Origin of the sequence: Citrobacter sp. Cpo065 (assembly GCF_030332805.1) — a bacterium.
In the GTDB taxonomy this organism is placed as follows: domain Bacteria; phylum Pseudomonadota; class Gammaproteobacteria; order Enterobacterales; family Enterobacteriaceae; genus Citrobacter; species Citrobacter portucalensis.
This window is the reverse complement of the sequence record NZ_JAOWHC010000035.1, coordinates 475336-491739: the sequence shown is the minus strand read 5'-3', so window position 1 is coordinate 491739 and position 16404 is coordinate 475336. Positions and strand designations below refer to the sequence as shown.

The 16404-nt window shown below is 52.1% G+C and carries 15 protein-coding genes; 1 reads left to right on the top strand and 14 read right to left on the bottom strand.

The window, feature by feature from the left end; all coding sequences use genetic code 11:
• Positions 1-5 precede the first annotated feature (5 nt).
• The 14 genes from cpsB to OGY68_RS22740 form a co-directional block, all read right to left on the bottom strand.
• Positions 6-1442, bottom strand: a complete 1437-nt coding sequence (cpsB, locus tag OGY68_RS22805) for a mannose-1-phosphate guanyltransferase (RefSeq protein WP_008785192.1) — start codon at positions 1440-1442, stop codon at positions 6-8.
• Positions 1442-2668 (bottom strand): colanic acid biosynthesis fucosyltransferase WcaI, encoded by a 1227-nt coding sequence (gene wcaI / locus OGY68_RS22800; RefSeq protein ID WP_057067827.1) that lies wholly within the window; start codon positions 2666-2668, stop codon positions 1442-1444. The genes cpsB and wcaI overlap by 1 nt, the downstream gene beginning before the upstream one ends.
• A complete protein-coding gene (locus tag OGY68_RS22795) occupies positions 2665-3144 on the bottom strand; it encodes a GDP-mannose mannosyl hydrolase (RefSeq protein ID WP_008785194.1) in 480 nt (159 codons plus the stop codon). The genes wcaI and OGY68_RS22795 overlap by 4 nt, the downstream gene beginning before the upstream one ends.
• Before the next feature lie 2 nt (positions 3145-3146).
• Positions 3147-4112: a GDP-L-fucose synthase gene (fcl, locus tag OGY68_RS22790; protein ID WP_057067829.1), complete on the bottom strand. Its 966-nt coding sequence runs from the start codon at positions 4110-4112 to the stop codon at positions 3147-3149.
• Positions 4113-4114: 2 nt separating this feature from the next.
• Complete coding sequence (gmd, locus tag OGY68_RS22785; protein ID WP_057067831.1) at positions 4115-5236, bottom strand: GDP-mannose 4,6-dehydratase; 1122 nt, start codon at positions 5234-5236, stop codon at positions 4115-4117.
• A 24-nt stretch (positions 5237-5260) separates the two neighbouring features.
• Entirely contained in the window at positions 5261-5815 is a 555-nt protein-coding gene (wcaF, locus tag OGY68_RS22780) for a colanic acid biosynthesis acetyltransferase WcaF (protein ID WP_048235022.1), read from the bottom strand.
• A 9-nt stretch (positions 5816-5824) separates the two neighbouring features.
• Positions 5825-6571 carry a colanic acid biosynthesis glycosyltransferase WcaE gene (wcaE, locus tag OGY68_RS22775; protein WP_057067833.1) on the bottom strand — a complete coding sequence of 249 codons (747 nt, stop codon included), beginning with the start codon at positions 6569-6571 and terminating at the stop codon, positions 5825-5827.
• Between the two features lie 5 nt (positions 6572-6576).
• Positions 6577-7794, bottom strand: coding sequence for a colanic acid polymerase WcaD (gene wcaD, locus OGY68_RS22770; RefSeq protein WP_020996654.1), 1218 nt, complete (start codon positions 7792-7794; stop codon positions 6577-6579).
• Positions 7769-8986 (bottom strand): colanic acid biosynthesis glycosyltransferase WcaC, encoded by a 1218-nt coding sequence (wcaC, locus tag OGY68_RS22765; RefSeq protein WP_057067835.1) that lies wholly within the window; start codon positions 8984-8986, stop codon positions 7769-7771. The genes wcaD and wcaC overlap by 26 nt, the downstream gene beginning before the upstream one ends.
• Positions 8983-9471 (bottom strand): colanic acid biosynthesis acetyltransferase WcaB, encoded by a 489-nt coding sequence (wcaB, locus tag OGY68_RS22760; protein WP_032943932.1) that lies wholly within the window; start codon positions 9469-9471, stop codon positions 8983-8985. Before wcaB ends, wcaC begins: the two co-directional genes overlap by 4 nt.
• Positions 9472-9473: 2 nt before the next feature.
• The gene (wcaA, locus tag OGY68_RS22755) at positions 9474-10316 is read right to left on the bottom strand and encodes a colanic acid biosynthesis glycosyltransferase WcaA (RefSeq protein WP_000206145.1); all 843 of its coding nucleotides are present in this window, start codon (positions 10314-10316) and stop codon (positions 9474-9476) included.
• A gap of 72 nt (positions 10317-10388) precedes the next feature.
• Positions 10389-12551, bottom strand: coding sequence for a tyrosine-protein kinase Wzc (gene wzc / locus OGY68_RS22750; RefSeq protein ID WP_057067837.1), 2163 nt, complete (start codon positions 12549-12551; stop codon positions 10389-10391).
• Positions 12548-12997, bottom strand: a complete 450-nt coding sequence (gene wzb, locus OGY68_RS22745; protein WP_032943935.1) for a low molecular weight protein-tyrosine-phosphatase Wzb — start codon at positions 12995-12997, stop codon at positions 12548-12550. The genes wzc and wzb overlap by 4 nt, the downstream gene beginning before the upstream one ends.
• Before the next feature lie 5 nt (positions 12998-13002).
• Positions 13003-14142, bottom strand: a complete 1140-nt coding sequence (locus tag OGY68_RS22740) for a polysaccharide export protein (RefSeq protein WP_003834266.1) — start codon at positions 14140-14142, stop codon at positions 13003-13005.
• A gap of 655 nt (positions 14143-14797) precedes the next feature.
• Here OGY68_RS22740 and OGY68_RS22735 point away from each other — a divergent pair.
• Positions 14798-16381, top strand: a complete 1584-nt coding sequence (locus tag OGY68_RS22735) for a TerC family protein (RefSeq protein ID WP_032943936.1) — start codon at positions 14798-14800, stop codon at positions 16379-16381.
• Positions 16382-16404: the final 23 nt, after the last annotated feature.

Here is a 16404-nt window from a genome sequence, read left to right as displayed (position 1 = left end):
CGGCATCAGGTACGCCCGTATCTGTCCGCAAACCGCACCACATCATCCTCATCGAGATAAGATCCGGAGCGCACTTCAATCAGATCGAGCGGGATTTTCCCCGGGTTCTCCAGACAATGGGTCGCCCCCAGCGGAATATAGACAGACTCGTTTTCAGCGAGCAGTTTGATGTCGTCATTGATTGTCACCTTCGCGGTACCAGCCACCACAACCCAGTGTTCAGCCCGGTGATGATGCATCTGCACGGACAATCCCTCACCGGGTTTAACGGTAATCCGCTTCACCTGGTAACGGTCTCCGGCATCAATAGAGTCGTACTTGCCCCATGGACGGTAAACTTCACGGTGAATATGGTGCTCATGACGTCCGTCAGCTTTAATTTGCTCCACCACTTTTTTGACGTCCTGCACCGCGTTGCGATCGGCGATCAGCACCGCATCTTTGGTCTGCACCACCACCAGATCTTTCACTCCGACGGTGGTTACCAGGCCAGACTCGGCATACACGTAGCTGTTTTCCGTTTTGTGACTAATGACGTCACCATGATGCACATTGCCTTCAGCAGTATGGGCACTGATTTCCCACAGCGATGACCAGGAGCCAACATCGCTCCAGCCTGCGTTCATGGGCATCACCACCGCATCGGCCGTACGTTCCATTACCGCATAGTCCACAGACTCTTCCGGGCAGGCGAGAAACGCCTGTTCATCAACGCGGATAAAATCGAGATCGGGATCAACCGTACTCATGGCGTTTTCGCAGGCCTCAAGAATGTCGGGGCGATATTTTTTCAGTTCTTCCAGATAACGCCCGGCCCGGAACAGAAACATGCCGCTGTTCCAGTAATAGTCGCCGCTCGCCACGTAAGCCTGCGCGGTTTCCAGATTGGGCTTTTCAACAAACTGCGCCACCTCAAAAGCCACGGCGTCGGTATTGGTCGGCGAAACCTCGCCGCGACGTATATAGCCGTAGCCGGTCTCCGGCTGGTCCGGCACGATACCAAACGTCACCAGCTTACCCGCGCTGGCATACGGCATTGCATTGCGAACCGCCTCTCGAAATGCCTCTTCATCGGCAATCATGTGATCGGCCGCCAATACCAACAGCAGCGGATCTTCCCCCGGACTTTGACGTTTTGCCGCCAGCGCGGCCAGCGCTATCGCCGGTGCAGTGTTACGTCCGGCGGGTTCGAGAATAATATTCTCAGTCAGCTTGTGCAGTTGCCGTAGCTGTTCCGCTACAATGAAACGGTGTTGTTCATTACAGATAACCACCGGGCTTTCACACTCCACGCCGTTCAGACGACAGATCGTTGTCTGCAGCATGGTGAGATCGCCTTTCAGACACAGGAACTGCTTTGGATACAGCACGCGGGACAGTGGCCATAAACGGCTACCCGAGCCACCGGCCATCACCACCGGAAAGAGTTTGTTTTGACTCATCATGTACCCCGAATATCTGCAATAAATTGGCTCAGCACGTTTTCTTTATCCAGCGTGCGTTCGGCATACTCACGTGCCACCGTGTTAACTTTTGGCATGGTTAGCGCCTGTTGAATCCCGCCAACCAGCGCATTCACTGATTCAGGCTCGACACACACCGCGATGCCTGGGTGAGCGTCACACAGCTGACCCAACTCGGTCTCAGGTTCGGCGGTAATCACCGCGTTACCGCCAACGGCGAGGATATTGGTCAGTTTGGAGGGCAATACGGCATCCGCCGCACCGCGCTTTTGTACCACCAGATGACAGTCCGCCATGTTGAGCAGCGCAGGCAGCGCATCATAAGATTGCAGCGGAAAGAACATCACATTGTTCAGGCCGCGTTCGCCAGACATACTCTCCAGCCGCGCTTTACCCCCGCCCTGCCCGACAATCACAAACATCCAGGGCTGTTCGCTCAACAGGGCCGCTGCGTCAATCACACTTTCCAGCCCTTGCTTTTCACCGATATTGCCTGAGTAGAGAATGATTTTTTTATCATCAGGCAAGCCCAGTTGCTGGCGCAACGCCAGAGCATCGGCGTCGCTCACGTCACGAAAGCGCGCTACTTCTGACCAGTTCGGAAAGAAAATGACCTTCTGTGCATCAACGCCCTTCTCCTGCGCTTTATTCATCATTGAGCGAGAAATGGTCGAAATATGATCCATATTCAACAGCCCACTGCGCTCAAAGGCGCTGGCCAGTTTTGCCACCGCGCCACGCTTGCCTTTGCCTGCCATGCCAAGCCCCAGCATGGCATCGACTTCGTAATCCTGAATATGCAGCAGCGTGCGCGCCCCGGACAGCTTCGCCAGCAGGCGCATGCCCGGCGTACAAAACAGCGTTGGCACTACCCCAATGATGCGATCCGGCTTCCAGCGGCGCTGCGCCAGCAGCGGGAAGAAACTGCTCAGGGCAAAACTGCCTAAATGCAGCAAGCGCTTGAGCGTAGAAGGCTGCTCAGGCACATACAGCGGACAACGCCAGACGATGGCATCGCCCTCTTCACGACGATAGCGCCAGGATGAATAGCGACCGTTGACCTTCCACTGCGGATAATAAGGCGGCGCAGTGATCACCCGTACGTCATGCCCCTGTTGCGCCATCCACTCCACCATTTCACCGGTGTATTTACCGATACCGGTCAACTCCGGCGAATAGTTGATGCCATACACAAGGATCTTCATAGCCCGGGTACTCCGGCCTGACTCTTCTCACAGAAGTAAGCCCGGCTGTTGTCGTGAACGTGGTCACTGGCCAGGATCTCTTCAATTGCCAGCCAGCGGTACGCGCCATGTTGAACGTCAGGCAGTTGCAGGTCGTTTTCCGACACCCGCAGACGAAATCCCAGCACGATGTAATGCGTTGAGAAATCTTCCCCGGAAAAGTTGTCGTCATAGAAGTGCTGCCAGACCCCGTAAAACTCTGCAGCGGACAGCGGTAAACGTAACCCCAGCTCAGCGTCAGTCAGCCGCTCAAAGGCCGCGCGCAGCGGTTCATCTTTTTGCACCCGACCGCCGGGCACGAACCAGTACCCCTGCGCCGGACGATTGAGGCGCTTGCCAAGCAGAAATTCGCCGTGGGCGTTTTCCACGATCAAATCGATGGAAATCAGCGGAGTTGAACGTACAACGGTGGCAAAATCCTCATGACGTAAAAACATGCTTACCCCCGGTAACGCTGCTGGTTTTCAAGGAACCACTGATATGTACTGGCAAGCCCCGCTTCCAGAGATATCTCGTGATACCAGCCCAACTGATGCAGACGCGTAACGTCAAGCAATTTGCGCGGCGTGCCGTCCGGTTTGCTGGCGTCAAACACCACGCGCCCCTTGTAACCCACGACCTGCGCGATAGTCTGGGCCAGTTCACGGATGGTGCAGTCCACACCGGTGCCCACGTTGATATGCGACAGCATTGGTTGGGTATATTCCTGCAACACTTCCTGAGCCAGCTCCATCACGTGGATACTGGCCGCCGCCATATCGTCGACATGCAGAAATTCACGCATTGGCGTCCCGCTTCCCCACACCACCACATCCGGCGTATTTTGCTCGCGAGCCTCATGAAAGCGGCGCAGCAGCGCCGGGATCACATGCGAATTACTCGGATGAAAGTTGTCATGAGGTCCGTACAGATTGGTCGGCATCACCGAGCGATAATCACGGCCATACTGTCGGTTATACGATTCGCACAGCTTGATACCGGCAATTTTGGCAATCGCATACGGCTCATTGGTCGGCTCCAGTTGCCCCTGCAAGAGTTCACTTTCGGCGATTGGCTGGGTAGCTTGCTTGGGATAAATACAGGATGACCCGAGGAACAACAGTTTATTCACGTTATGCAGATGCGCCGCATGAATAATGTTGCTCTCAATCATCATATTTTCATAAATAAAATCAGCAGGATAAGTATTGTTCGCCACAATCCCTCCCACTTTTGCCGCCGCCAGATAAACCTGGTCAATACTTTCAGCGGCAAAGAACGCCTGCACCGCACCGGCGTCCAGCAGATTAAGCTGGTCGCGAGTACGCAGCACCAGTTCTACGTTATCTCGCTGCGCCAGTTGTCTGACGATGGCGGCCCCCACCATCCCGCGATGGCCCGCCACAAAAATACGTTGTGTCTTCATCCTCAGTACTCCAGCGCGATGGCGACCTCGTAACCGTGCGACTTGAGCAGGGAATGTTTCTTCGCCGCATCAAGATCGTTGGCAACCATTTCCGAGATCATCTGGCGCAGTGTGATTTCCGGTTTCCAGCCCAGTTTTTCATGTGCTTTGGCCGGATCGCCCAGCAGCGTTTCCACCTCAGCCGGACGGAAGTAGCGCGGGTCAACGGCAATCATGACATCCCCGGGTTTCACCCCCGGCGCATCGTGTCCGGTCACAGAAACCACGATGCCTTTCTCATTCACGCCCTCGCCTTCAAAGCGCAATTTAATCCCCAACTGAGCGGCCGCCATTTCCACGAACTGGCGCACGGAATACTGCACGCCGGTGGCAATGACGAAATCATCCGGCTGATCCTGCTGCAGCATCATCCACTGCATCCTGACGTAATCTTTGGCATGCCCCCAGTCACGCAGCGAATCCATGTTGCCCAGGTACAGGCAAGACTCCAGCCCCTGAGCGATGTTGGCGATCGCCCGGGTAATTTTGCGAGTGACAAAGGTTTCGCCGCGGCGCGGAGATTCGTGGTTAAACAGAATGCCGTTACAGGCGTACATACCGTAAGACTCACGGTAGTTAACGGTAATCCAGTAGGCGTAGAGCTTAGCTACCGCATACGGCGAGCGCGGGTAGAACGGCGTGGTCTCTTTCTGTGGAATTTCCTGTACCAGACCGTAGAGTTCTGAGGTGGAGGCCTGATAGAAACGGGTTTTCTTTTCCAGACCGAGGAAGCGGATAGCCTCCAGCAAACGCAACGTACCGATTGCATCAACGTCTGCGGTGTATTCCGGTGAATCAAACGACACCGCGACATGGCTCATGGCACCCAGGTTATAGACCTCATCCGGTTGGACCTCTTTTAAAATACGGGTCAGGTTGGATGAATCCGTCAAATCACCATAGTGCAGATGAAATTTGGGATTGCCTGAATGCGGATCCTGGTAGATGTGGTCCACACGTTCGGTGTTGAATGACGAAGCGCGACGCTTAATACCGTGTACTTCGTACCCTTTTTCCAGCAGGAGTTCTGCCAGGTAAGAACCATCCTGCCCGGTTACGCCAGTAATGAGAGCGACTTTTGACATGTTATAACCTCTTCAGTGATCCCCTCAGGGAGTAACTTTCTCGACGCGTTCGCGCGTGACTACTGCGGGATTTCCCCGACAAATGACATTTGCTGGCAGCGATTTAAATACGCTGCTTCGTGCTCCAACGACGGTGCCATCGCCAATCGTCACGCCAGGCGCGACAAAGACATCTGTCGCCAACCAGCATTTAGCGCCAACCACAATCGGTGTGGCGTTAATATCAAAATGTTGACTGGCATAATCATGACTCCCGGTGCATAAATAACTTTTTTGCGAAATAACCGCATGGGCACCAATCGTAATATCACCTAACGTATATAAAACCGCGTCGTCACCCACCCAGGCATAATCTCCCAGGGTTAATTTCCACGGATAAGTAATTTTTACTGAAGGCCGAATGACTACGTTTTTTCCTATTTTTGCGCCAAACATTCGTAATAAAAATGCACGCCAGCGATACATAACCTGCGGTGACCAGCGAAATAATGTTGCTTGAACCGCCCACCATAATTGCACTTTAATAGCACCACCGCCGCGAAAACCTCCAGGCACTTTAAATCCGCTTAAGTCCTGCATAATATGCCCTTACGTTTTCTCATATAAGGTTTTTGTTTTACCGGTTGTGCGCAGACGTAAATATTCTGACAAACCGGTCCAAAAACCTGGCATGTGTAATATCTGGCGCTGTACTTTTTTGGCATCCCGACACAATTCCAGATTATTCGTCGTTGACACTCCGCCCATGGAAAACTCCGACACCAACCCGCTCAGCTTTTTAAAAGCGTAACCGGACTTGTATAATTGGGCTGCCAACGCGTAATCAGACGATATTTTATATTGCAAATCATAATGCCAGACATTCAGCCCTGAGAGCGGAAAGAATATCGCCTGATGACTGGCGGGCAGGCTGTGATAAATATACCAACCCGGTTTTGCCCGGCGCTTAATTTTGTTGCCATTGCCGAAATCCAGCAACGCATCGCCAATGACCATGGTTTGGTCGCTCTGCATTTTTAGCAGGCGGATAAAATGTGCCGCATCCCCATGCAGAATATCCCCGGAGTTGAGGAACAGCGCGAACCGTCCGCGCGCCATCGCGATGCCTTTGTTCATCGCATCATAGATGCCGTTATCCGGCTCGCTGACAAACCGTAACCGGTGTTCCCCACAGAGCCCTTCAAGAAACGCCGACGTACCATCCGAGGAGCCGCCATCAACAACAATCCACTCAAAACTGATATCACCCGCTTGCGCCAGATGTGCCAGCGATGCGTGAGTTTTGACGATCCCTTCCAGATTGCGAAAGGCGACGGTAATGATACTGAGCAGCATGTGAGTTACCTCGCGATATTCAGCGCCTTGCGCAATATAAACGGACACACAATTAAAAATGCGTATTCCGGACTAAATACTGAACCTGTAAAAAACAGTGACAACGGTGTAAAAAGATAAAGCTGCACCCGATAATTCTGATTATCGCCAAACGCATTGATCATCATTTTCATGACCTTCCCCATGTACCATAGGGCTAATATCACCGCGAACCATGAAAAATAAATAATCAGCAGATACAAACCATTGTCTATTGTTTTACCGACATCTGCACCGTTAAAAATTCCGAATGACGCAACGTATTCATAAAGTGAGCCAAATCTCACTACGCCATCAACGTTCAGTAACGAATAACCGACCATCACTAATGGCCCTACGATACGATAATACGATGACGAACCTTCAGTTCCTAAATCACCAAGCCGCGTTGCGATGTACGGAAAAGCAAATATCACCCCAACTAAAAACACGCTTAATGAGATTATCGCCAGCGGCAGCTTCTTTTTTATCGCATCCTTATTCAGGTACTGGAACGCCCACTCCAGGAGATAAAACAAAATAAACGTCATTACCCCTGAAAACGATCCTGATAATATTATCCCTGCCAGAATCATAGCATCGGACTTAGGTGTTTTGATACCAAACTGTTTGATGCTGAGCCAAATTGAGATTAACGCCAGAGCGAAGAATGCCGGTTCGAAATAGAGCGCAGTGGTACGTTTCCCACCAAACTTAATAAAGTTCAGAACATAGCTGTTACTGTAAATAAGATATTTCGAAATAACTTCCATTAAACTGCTGCCGCCGCTGAGAATTATCTGTGCCATTTCAACCGCAGCTAACCCCACCACCAGCCCCACCACCAGCCAGAAAAAACGCAAAATCTTAATATAGTTATGCGGTGAAATGGTTTTGAAGCGAATACTCCACACCATGCCAATGATCACCACGGTATAAACAAACAGCATCGCTGACGTTACGTACTTACTGGCATCCAGTGATTGACCGAACAGGTAGTTAAACGCCGTCAGCCCGCCCCCTACGCCCAGCGCAATCATTAATTTTTTGATATTGATGCGCTCGACAAACAGCAACAGCAGAACGGGTAAGAAGGTGACGATAGTTATCGGGAAGCTCTCGCCAAGCTGGGCGAGTTTGACGTTAACCAGCAGATAAAGCAGCGGTAGCACCAGATAGCTACAGATTCTGATAGAACGAGACATATTCCTCCAGCATCTGTTGCCCACTGTATGCCACCCGACTGCGTTGACTGAACGCGGTAAGGGACGTGTCAAATACCGCCTGCGCAATGTCTGATTTTTTCAGCTGCACCAGCTGCAATACGTCCGCTTCGCTGAACGTTTTACCGCCTGATTTAGCCAGCACTTCCTGCGCGGCATCGCTGTGCGTGGCAATTACCGGTACGCCGATGGAAAGCGCTTCACACAAAATCAGCGGGTAGTTATCGACACGGGAGCTGAACACCAGTCCATCCATCTGGTTAAGCGCACTCATCAACGTGCGCTTATCGCTCTCAAAACCGTGGTTGATGACGTTATCTCCCGCAAATGGCGAAAATTTGCCGAAGGTATGCAGCTCAATTTTGTCCCCAAGCGCGCTAATCGCTCGCACCAGTTGTTGACTGGTTTTGCCGTCATAGCGCAGGTCATGAGCTACCACGGCAATTTTCGGCCGACCGCTCTCCGCAGGCATCGCGGGTAGTTCGGCAAGAATGGCTTCGGTTGCCACATCAATTCCGTTGTTAATAATGTGACATCGTCCCACGCCATACAGGCTGTTGAATGCCTCGGCCACATGCTGACTGGGTGAGATAAACTGGCAGCCCAGCGCCAGCATGGCGCGAAACATCTGCCGCTTGCCGGGCAACTGCTGATGGGCTTTATCGATTTTTACCGGCGGATAGTTGCTGAGCGTTGGGCATTTCTGGCAGCCCGTTTTCCAGCCTTCGCAGCCATCAGTAAAGGCACAGCGCCCGGTCACGCTCCAGTGATCGTGCAGCGTCCAGACGAAGGTGATATCCGGTTTATGCGCCTTCACTTTTTGGCAAAATGTCACCACCTCTTCCAGGTTCAACCAGTAGCTGTGCAACACATGAAAATGCAGTACCAGTGGGCCGCTGGTGCGGGTAACTTCACGGTATAACTTGTTGAGATTGCCAAACATGTCGCGGTTCGCGAAACGAAACAGCGCAATGTTCGCCGCCGACGTCAGGCGCGGCGTATATTTGATAACCTGCGGGTAATTCGCATGACTGGCGCTTTTTTTACCGCCTTTGCCATAGCCATAGACAAACCGCGACGACAGCCCTTTTTCCAGCGACCTCAGATGCAAATCTAACGCCACGCCTGCCGCCCCACCTTCTGCGAGTCGCACATTAAACTGTAATATCTTCATTTTATTACCTTCACCCGTGCCTTCTCGCCCACGACCAGCGTATTGTCCGGAACGCTATCCACCACGACGCTCCCCGCGCCAATCGTCACGTTATCGCCAATAGCAACGTCGCCGAGCAGAGTGACATTGGCCCCCAACTCAACGCCGTTACCGATGACCGGACAAGATGGATCGTTGGCACCAAGATTGCCGATAGTGACGCCGTGGCGTAGGGTAAAATCATCCCCCGCCACCACGTGTTTGTTGATAACCACCCCATAACCATGATGGATGGTGAAACGACGACCGATTGATGCAGCAGCCTGAATTTCATAGCCAAACAGGCATTCGGTGATAAGGCGATACATCACCAGCACCGGGGCAGCCCACAGGTTGTTTATGATATTTTTTTTACGCCAGACGGAGCAAAAATGGGCAATCCGATAGGCCGCCACCATGCAGCAGGGGCGCAGACTCCAGCCGTTCGCGCGTAAATCTTCCAGCATAATTAGCGTCCTCGCAGTCCGTCGGCCAGACGCTTACTGTTACGAACAGAAAGCAGCGTCAGCAGCGTGCGCCAGTTCATCCGTTTGTTGCGGATCTGATAGAGGGTAAACAACTGATATTTCTTGCTGGCCCGGTCAAATTTGCCTTTGTGCTTGCGGTAAAACTGAAAGTAACCGGAGAATTTATTCGGCGATGAGGTAATACGCATCTCGCCGTGATTCACATGCAGGATCTGCGTCGCCTCTTTGACCTTCCACGGTTTGCCATACGCCACCACCATGCGCAGGAAGATGTCGTAATCCTGCGCCGCTTTCAGCGTGGTATCGAACAGGCATGCTTTAAACCGCCATGCCCAGGTAAATACCTGATTACCAATGATATTGCGTTTATAAAACCTGCGGCGCGAATAAACAGATTTCGGATAGAGCGGCAGACTGGTCGGCTGCGAATACACTTCGCCCTCACAGACATAGTCATTGGCATACAGAAACGCCCGTGTGACCAGTTGATGCCGATACTGCAGGAACACGCTCAGGCGGTTCGGCGTCCATTCATCATCATCATCAATCCCCGTAATGTATTGCCCGTTGGCCTGCATAATGGCCTGATTACGCACCGCGCAGGCCCCGGAGTTGGTGGAATTATGCGTATACGACACACGCGGATCGTTGAGTTCCTCAACAAACTGCTGCAACTGCTCATATGAGGAAGAGCAATCATCCACAATGATCATCTCCCAGTGAGGGTAGTCCTGGCGCAACACCGATTTAATCGCCCGAATGGCCAGCTGCTGGCGGTTCCAGGTTGGCATATAAATTGAAATTAGCGGGTTTTCTGTCGTCATTTTCGTTTCCGGATAGATACGCTTTTGTAGGCCGGATAAGGCGTTTTCGCCGCATCCGGCAGGGTTGGTGATTTATTTCGCATCCGACGTGTATTCGTATTCGTAGTAGCCGTAATCCTGATACCCGCTGGCACGGCGGAATATCGAGTTGAGGATCACCCCTTTCACCTGGATGCCATTTTGCTCGAAGCGACTCAGGCTGGTTTCCACCTCTTTCAGCGTGTTGACCGCATAACGCGCCACCATCAGCGTGGTGCCGACATGACGGCCAACAATCGCCGCGTCGGTCACCGCCAGAATTGGTGGGGTGTCAATCAGCACCAGGTCATAGTGCGAGCTGGCCCAGGCAATCAGTTCACCGAAACGCTCGCTCATCAACAGCTCGGAAGGATTGGGAGGGACTTGACCGCGAGGGATCAGATCAAAATGCGGAATCGATGTCGGTTTGGCGCTGGATGAGATATCCCCTTTGCCGATGAGGATCTCAGACAGGCCGTTGTCGTTATTGGTCCCCAGCAGTTCGTGGGTATAGCCTTTGCGCATATCGCAGTCGATCAACAGCACGCGTTTGTTGGTCTGGCTGATGACTGCCGCCAGGTTGGCGCAGACAAACGTTTTACCAATCGACGGGCTGACGCCGGTCAGCATCAATACGTTGTTACGCGCCTGCATCATGGCAAAGTGCAGGCTGGTACGCAGGCTACGTACCGCTTCTATGGCGAGATCCGTTGGATTACCCACGGCCAACAGCTGGCTTTGCTTGTAGCGTTTCACACCTTTAATGGTCTGAACGTTATCACGCGCTTTTTGCCATTCAGACAACGGAATACTGGCATACACGCTGATACCATGCTCTTCCAGCGCCTGCGGGCTTTCAATACCGCAATTAAACAGAGAACGCAGCAGTACGCCCACCACGGAAAGCATCAAACCGAGAATGATACTGCCGAGAATAATCAGGGCCGTTTTCGGCTTCAGCACGCCAGGCTGGGCAATCGCGGGATCGACAATGCGCACATCGCCGACCGTACTGGCCTCGGTAATCTTCAGTTCCTGTTGCTTGTTCAGCAACTGCATATAGACCTGCTGACCGGACTCCACATCACGCGTCAGACGAACAATTTCCTGCTGCGTTTTCGGCATCGCCGTTACGCGCCCGTTCAGCTTACTTTTCTCATCTTCCAGTGCCTGGCGTTTTTCCAGCAGCGTGCGGTACGCCGGATGCGCTTTGGTGAACAGCTTGGAAATCTCCGCTTCTTTGAAGGTCAGTTCATTCAGCTGCGCATCGATATTCACCATCGAATCCAGCACCGCTTTGGCTTCCAGCGGCAAATCCACGGAGTCTTTATCCTGACGAAAGGCGTTCAGCTTGTTTTCAGCAACGTCCAGCCGATTACGCACCTCAGGCAGTTGCTTTGCCAGAAACGCCAGACTTTTGGCGGCCTCTTCAGATTTACGTTCCACGTTTTGTTGCAGATAGTTGCGGGTAATACTGTCGAGGATCTGGCGGATTTGCTCGCGGTCTTCGCCGGTAAAGGTCAGGCTCAATACGCCGGTGTCTTTGCCAGTTTCCGTCACCATCAGGTTATTTTGCAGGGTGTTTATCATGCCCAGCGTGGAGAATTTGCTGACGGTAAATTGGCTCTCCGGGCTGGCATGAATCGCCTCAACCAGCATCGTCACGCCATCATGTTCCAACACCTTGCCGACTTGCCCCCGGGCGCTAAAACCCCCGTCACTCACCAGTTGATAGCTTTTGTCATTCAGCACATTGAGCGTGAAGGTCTGTTCATTCATTGCCTTTGGCAGCGTGAAGGTGGTCACATTAACCGTTTCGTTCTGACGCCCCATCAGCCGGTCCCAGCCCGCGCCAAAAATAGGGAATGTATCTTTGGTAACGGCGATATCGAGGTTAAGATCGTCTACCGTTTTCCCTAATACCAGTCGCGACTGAATGAGCTGAATTTCCGCTTCCGAGGCCGGCGGTTTGTTCGACAACGCCGAGCCAATATCCTGCACCAGTGAATTTCCGGTATTTTGCTCAATTTGCACCAGCGCGTCCGCACTGTAGATGGGTGTGGCGAACAGCGTGTAGACCGCGGCACACAATGCAAAAGCCGTGGTAATACCTAATACCCACCAGCGGGCTTCCACCACCGTTGCAACCAGACGACCAATATCGATTTCATCATTGCCCGTTACCGGCGCAGCAGACTGTTTAACTTTTTCTGTCATTGTTTTCCCTGCTCTGCGTTCAGTGCCTGAGCCCATTGGCGGGCAGACCGTTCAAGTAATGCGTACACCGCGTCAAACGCATCACGGCTTTTACGATACGGATCGGGAATTTCGCGCTCGCTGTCCCAGTGCCCAAAAAGCATCACTTTGCCGCGCATCTCCGGCACCATTTCACACAGGGCAGAGATATGGCGCTTTTCCATGGTCAGGATCAGGTCATACTCCCGGCACATTCGTCCCGAGATCTGCCGGGCACAATGATTATCCAGTGACAGGTTGTGCGCCTGCGCCACGCTAATAGCACACGGATCCGCGCCTTTCCCCACCAGCGCCCCAAGACCGGCTGAAGAGACCGTTAACGCCGGATGAAATTGCCTTAATAAGCGCTCTGCCATCGGGGAACGACAAATGTTCCCCACACAGACAACTAAGATTTTGTTAAACATGATGATTACCAGTTGTGAAGGTCGCTGGCCGTGTCCGTCATATAGCGAACACCGCTAATAGTCGGCAGCAACTGATTGATCAAACGGTTCCAGCGAGCAACCGGTGCGGTAGTGACGTACACCACATCGTATGGCTGGAGTCGGAATGATGTTGCCATCACCAGCGACGTCGCATCGGACATATCAAGCTGATAGATATTGGCGATCTTGCCGTTGTTCCCGCCCTCACCTTTCAATGGTCGAATAACGAAAATGCCGCTGGCATTGGAGGTGGTCAGGTCAATACCTTCGGCATTGCCCAGCGCTTCGGTAAGCGTCATGCCGCTGAAGTCCATTTTGAGGGTGCTCTGTTTTTTCACTTCCCCCATTACGAAGACTTTCAGATCGTCATTACGCGGAACAAACAGAATGTCGCCAGGATAGAGCAGCCGGTTCTGGCTCAGGTCGCCATTTTGCATCAGCGCTTGCAGTGAAATACGTTGCTCCTGCCCTTTATGAGTCAGTACAACGTTGCGCCAGTCTGCTGCCTCGGTGAGACCGCCAGCGGCGTTAATGGCATCGAGAACGGTAAGCGGTACGTTGGTGATGGCCTGCTGGCCGGATTTGTTCACCTGCCCGGAGACATAGGCCTTCTGCGAGCGGAAAGCGGCGATATTAACGTCCACCTGCGGGTCAGCAATGTACTTCGCTAAGCGCCCGGTAATATCACTACGAATCTCTGCCAACGTTTTTCCCACCACGCTGACTTTGCCGATGTAGGGGTAAAACATGGTGCCATCAGGCTGCACCCAGTTGCCGGTATCGCTTGAGCTACGGTACTGCCCGGCCGGCGTGGTGAGTTCAGGATGGTCCCAGACGGTCACATTCAGGACATCCCCCGGGCCTACCCGGTACTGATATCCGGAAATCTCCTGGTCCAGCGACATATTAGGCTGGGCAACATTTGGTCGAGGACGTAATTGTTCGACCAGCCGTGGCGTGAGTGGATAAACATTCACCATGCGATCGATATCAAAATCAGCGTCCTGCTGTTTAATCACATCTTTGCCCATCGTAGACATATTGCTGCCCGGAAGCACGGTACAACCGTTTATCAAGATTACCGATACCAATACTGGCATCAATTTAAGTTTGGATTTCATCATTGATTATTTATCACTTTGGCAGAGTATTTATCACATGCAATCTAAATAGCGACTTCGCCTGTACGTATTTACCTTGCCGTTAATTGAAATGGAATTTAACTGGCATCAGTCCTAAAAAAAATGAATTCATCTGCGGTCTCTTGACAGAATAATTTAGGCTTGTTTCAGGCGACCAGACACGCTACCGCCCCTGGCTTCACTAGCTACCAATGCACTGATTAATTTAAATTTTTATCTTCTCCTTTATTTTCATCACATTTACAGCGTTAACGCATCGGGAATGGCGCCACTGATTGATGAGGAAATATTTATCTTTTGATTATTACCGCAAGAATTGTTGCAGCTATGCGAATATCAGGCAAGATAACAAACCACCGATACCTGGCTTTTAAGATTAATATTAAGCGTCGGTTTTATATATTTTTAGGATTTTATTGATATTGACAATATTGATATAGAAATATTCCACCTGCGATATTTCCTAAATATATTTAGATTAATAAAATCATTTCCTGTAGTTACATTAAGGCTATTATCCTGCATCAGTTCTGATATAACCGACAGAGAAATCCCTTCTCGCCATTGCATTTTTCGCCAGTTTTACCCATGATCGAATTGTGACAATTGTCATACAACTATGGGTATAGCATTTACTATGGAATGGATTGCCGATCCGTCAATCTGGGCCGGACTGGTCACGTTAATCGTGATCGAACTTGTTCTTGGCATTGATAATCTTGTTTTTATTGCCATCCTCGCGGAGAAACTACCTCCTGCCCAGCGGGATAAGGCGCGTATTACCGGGCTACTGCTGGCGATGGTTATGCGCCTGCTGCTGCTGGCATCAATATCCTGGCTGGTAACGCTGACCACGCCGCTGTTCAGCATTCGCGATCTCAGCTTCAGCGCCCGCGATCTGATCATGCTGTTCGGTGGTTTCTTCCTGCTGTTTAAAGCCACTATGGAGCTCAACGAACGGCTGGAAGGGAAAGACAGCGATAACCCCACCCAGCGTAAAGGCGCTAAGTTCTGGGGTGTGGTCGCGCAGATCGTGGTGCTTGACGCCATCTTCTCTCTGGATTCCGTCATTACCGCTGTTGGCATGGTCGATCACCTGGCGGTGATGATGGCGGCAGTCATTATTGCCATCAGCCTGATGTTGCTGGCCAGCAAGTCGCTGACGCGCTTTGTTAACAGCCATCCAACTATTGTTATTCTGTGTCTGAGCTTCCTGCTGATGATTGGTTTCAGTCTGGTGGCCGAAGGGTTTGGTTTCCATATCCCGAAAGGTTACCTGTACGCGGCCATCGGCTTCTCGGTCATGATCGAAGCATTGAACCAGTTGGCTATCTTTAACCGTCGTCGCTTCCTCTCTGCCAACCATACTCTGCGCCAGCGCACCGCCGAGGCGGTAATGCGGCTGCTGAGCGGGCAAAAAGAAGATGCCGAACTGGATGCCGAAACCGCAGCGATGCTGGCGGATCATCATGAAGGTCAGATTTTTGCGCCACAGGAGCGGCGGATGATTGAACGTGTGCTGAACTTCAATCAGCGTACCGTCAGCAGTATCATGACCTCGCGCCATGATATTGAACATATCGACCTCAATGCGCCCGAAGCAGAAATCCGCGCCTTACTGGAAAAAAACCAGCATACGCGTCTGGTGGTCACTGGCGAAGACGAGCAGGAGGAACTGTTGGGCGTGGTGCATGTCATCGATTTACTGCAACAGTCTCTGCGCGGCGAACCGCTCGACCTGCGCGTCTTGATTCGCCAGCCGCTGGTGTTCCCGGAGACCTTGCCGCTGCTTCCGGCGCTTGAGCAGTTCCGTAATGCCCGGACGCATTTCGCGTTTGTAGCCGATGAATTTGGTTCCGTCGAAGGGATTGTGACGCTGAGTGATGTGATGGAAACCATCGCCGGCAATCTGCCAAACGAGGTAGAGGAAATCGACGCCCGTCATGATATTCAGAAAAACGCCGATGGTTCGTGGACCGCTAACGGACATATGCCACTGGAAGACCTGGTGCAGTACGTGCCTATCCCGTTAGACGATAAGCGTGAGTATCACACCATTGCCGGACTGTTAATGGAGTATTTGCAGCGCATCCCGAAAACCGGGGAGGAAGTCCAGGTTGGCGACTATCGGCTAAAAACCCTGCAGGTGGAAAATCATCGCGTGCAAAAGGTCCAGCTGATACCGCTACACAGTGAAGAAGAGATGGATTACGAGGTGTAAGTCACGAGCCGGATGGGGCATTA

Excerpts from the sequence above, each read along its gene's own strand:
- cpsB (WP_008785192.1), bottom strand. The coding sequence starts at position 1,442 with ATGAGTCAAAACAAACTCTTTCCGGTGGTGATGGCCGGTGGCTCGGGT.
- wcaI (WP_057067827.1), bottom strand. The coding sequence starts at position 2,668 with ATGAAGATCCTTGTGTATGGCATCAACTATTCGCCGGAGTTGACCGGT.
- OGY68_RS22795 (WP_008785194.1), bottom strand. The coding sequence starts at position 3,144 with ATGTTTTTACGTCATGAGGATTTTGCCACCGTTGTACGTTCAACTCCG.
- fcl (WP_057067829.1), bottom strand. The coding sequence starts at position 4,112 with ATGAAGACACAACGTATTTTTGTGGCGGGCCATCGCGGGATGGTGGGG.
- gmd (WP_057067831.1), bottom strand. The coding sequence starts at position 5,236 with ATGTCAAAAGTCGCTCTCATTACTGGCGTAACCGGGCAGGATGGTTCT.
- wcaF (WP_048235022.1), bottom strand. The coding sequence starts at position 5,815 with ATGCAGGACTTAAGCGGATTTAAAGTGCCTGGAGGTTTTCGCGGCGGT.
- wcaE (WP_057067833.1), bottom strand. The coding sequence starts at position 6,571 with ATGCTGCTCAGTATCATTACCGTCGCCTTTCGCAATCTGGAAGGGATC.
- wcaD (WP_020996654.1), bottom strand. The coding sequence starts at position 7,794 with ATGTCTCGTTCTATCAGAATCTGTAGCTATCTGGTGCTACCGCTGCTT.
- wcaC (WP_057067835.1), bottom strand. The coding sequence starts at position 8,986 with ATGAAGATATTACAGTTTAATGTGCGACTCGCAGAAGGTGGGGCGGCA.
- wcaB (WP_032943932.1), bottom strand. The coding sequence starts at position 9,471 with ATGCTGGAAGATTTACGCGCGAACGGCTGGAGTCTGCGCCCCTGCTGC.
- wcaA (WP_000206145.1), bottom strand. The coding sequence starts at position 10,316 with ATGACGACAGAAAACCCGCTAATTTCAATTTATATGCCAACCTGGAAC.
- wzc (WP_057067837.1), bottom strand. The coding sequence starts at position 12,551 with ATGACAGAAAAAGTTAAACAGTCTGCTGCGCCGGTAACGGGCAATGAT.
- wzb (WP_032943935.1), bottom strand. The coding sequence starts at position 12,997 with ATGTTTAACAAAATCTTAGTTGTCTGTGTGGGGAACATTTGTCGTTCC.
- OGY68_RS22740 (WP_003834266.1), bottom strand. The coding sequence starts at position 14,142 with ATGATGAAATCCAAACTTAAATTGATGCCAGTATTGGTATCGGTAATC.
- OGY68_RS22735 (WP_032943936.1), top strand. The coding sequence starts at position 14,798 with ATGGAATGGATTGCCGATCCGTCAATCTGGGCCGGACTGGTCACGTTA.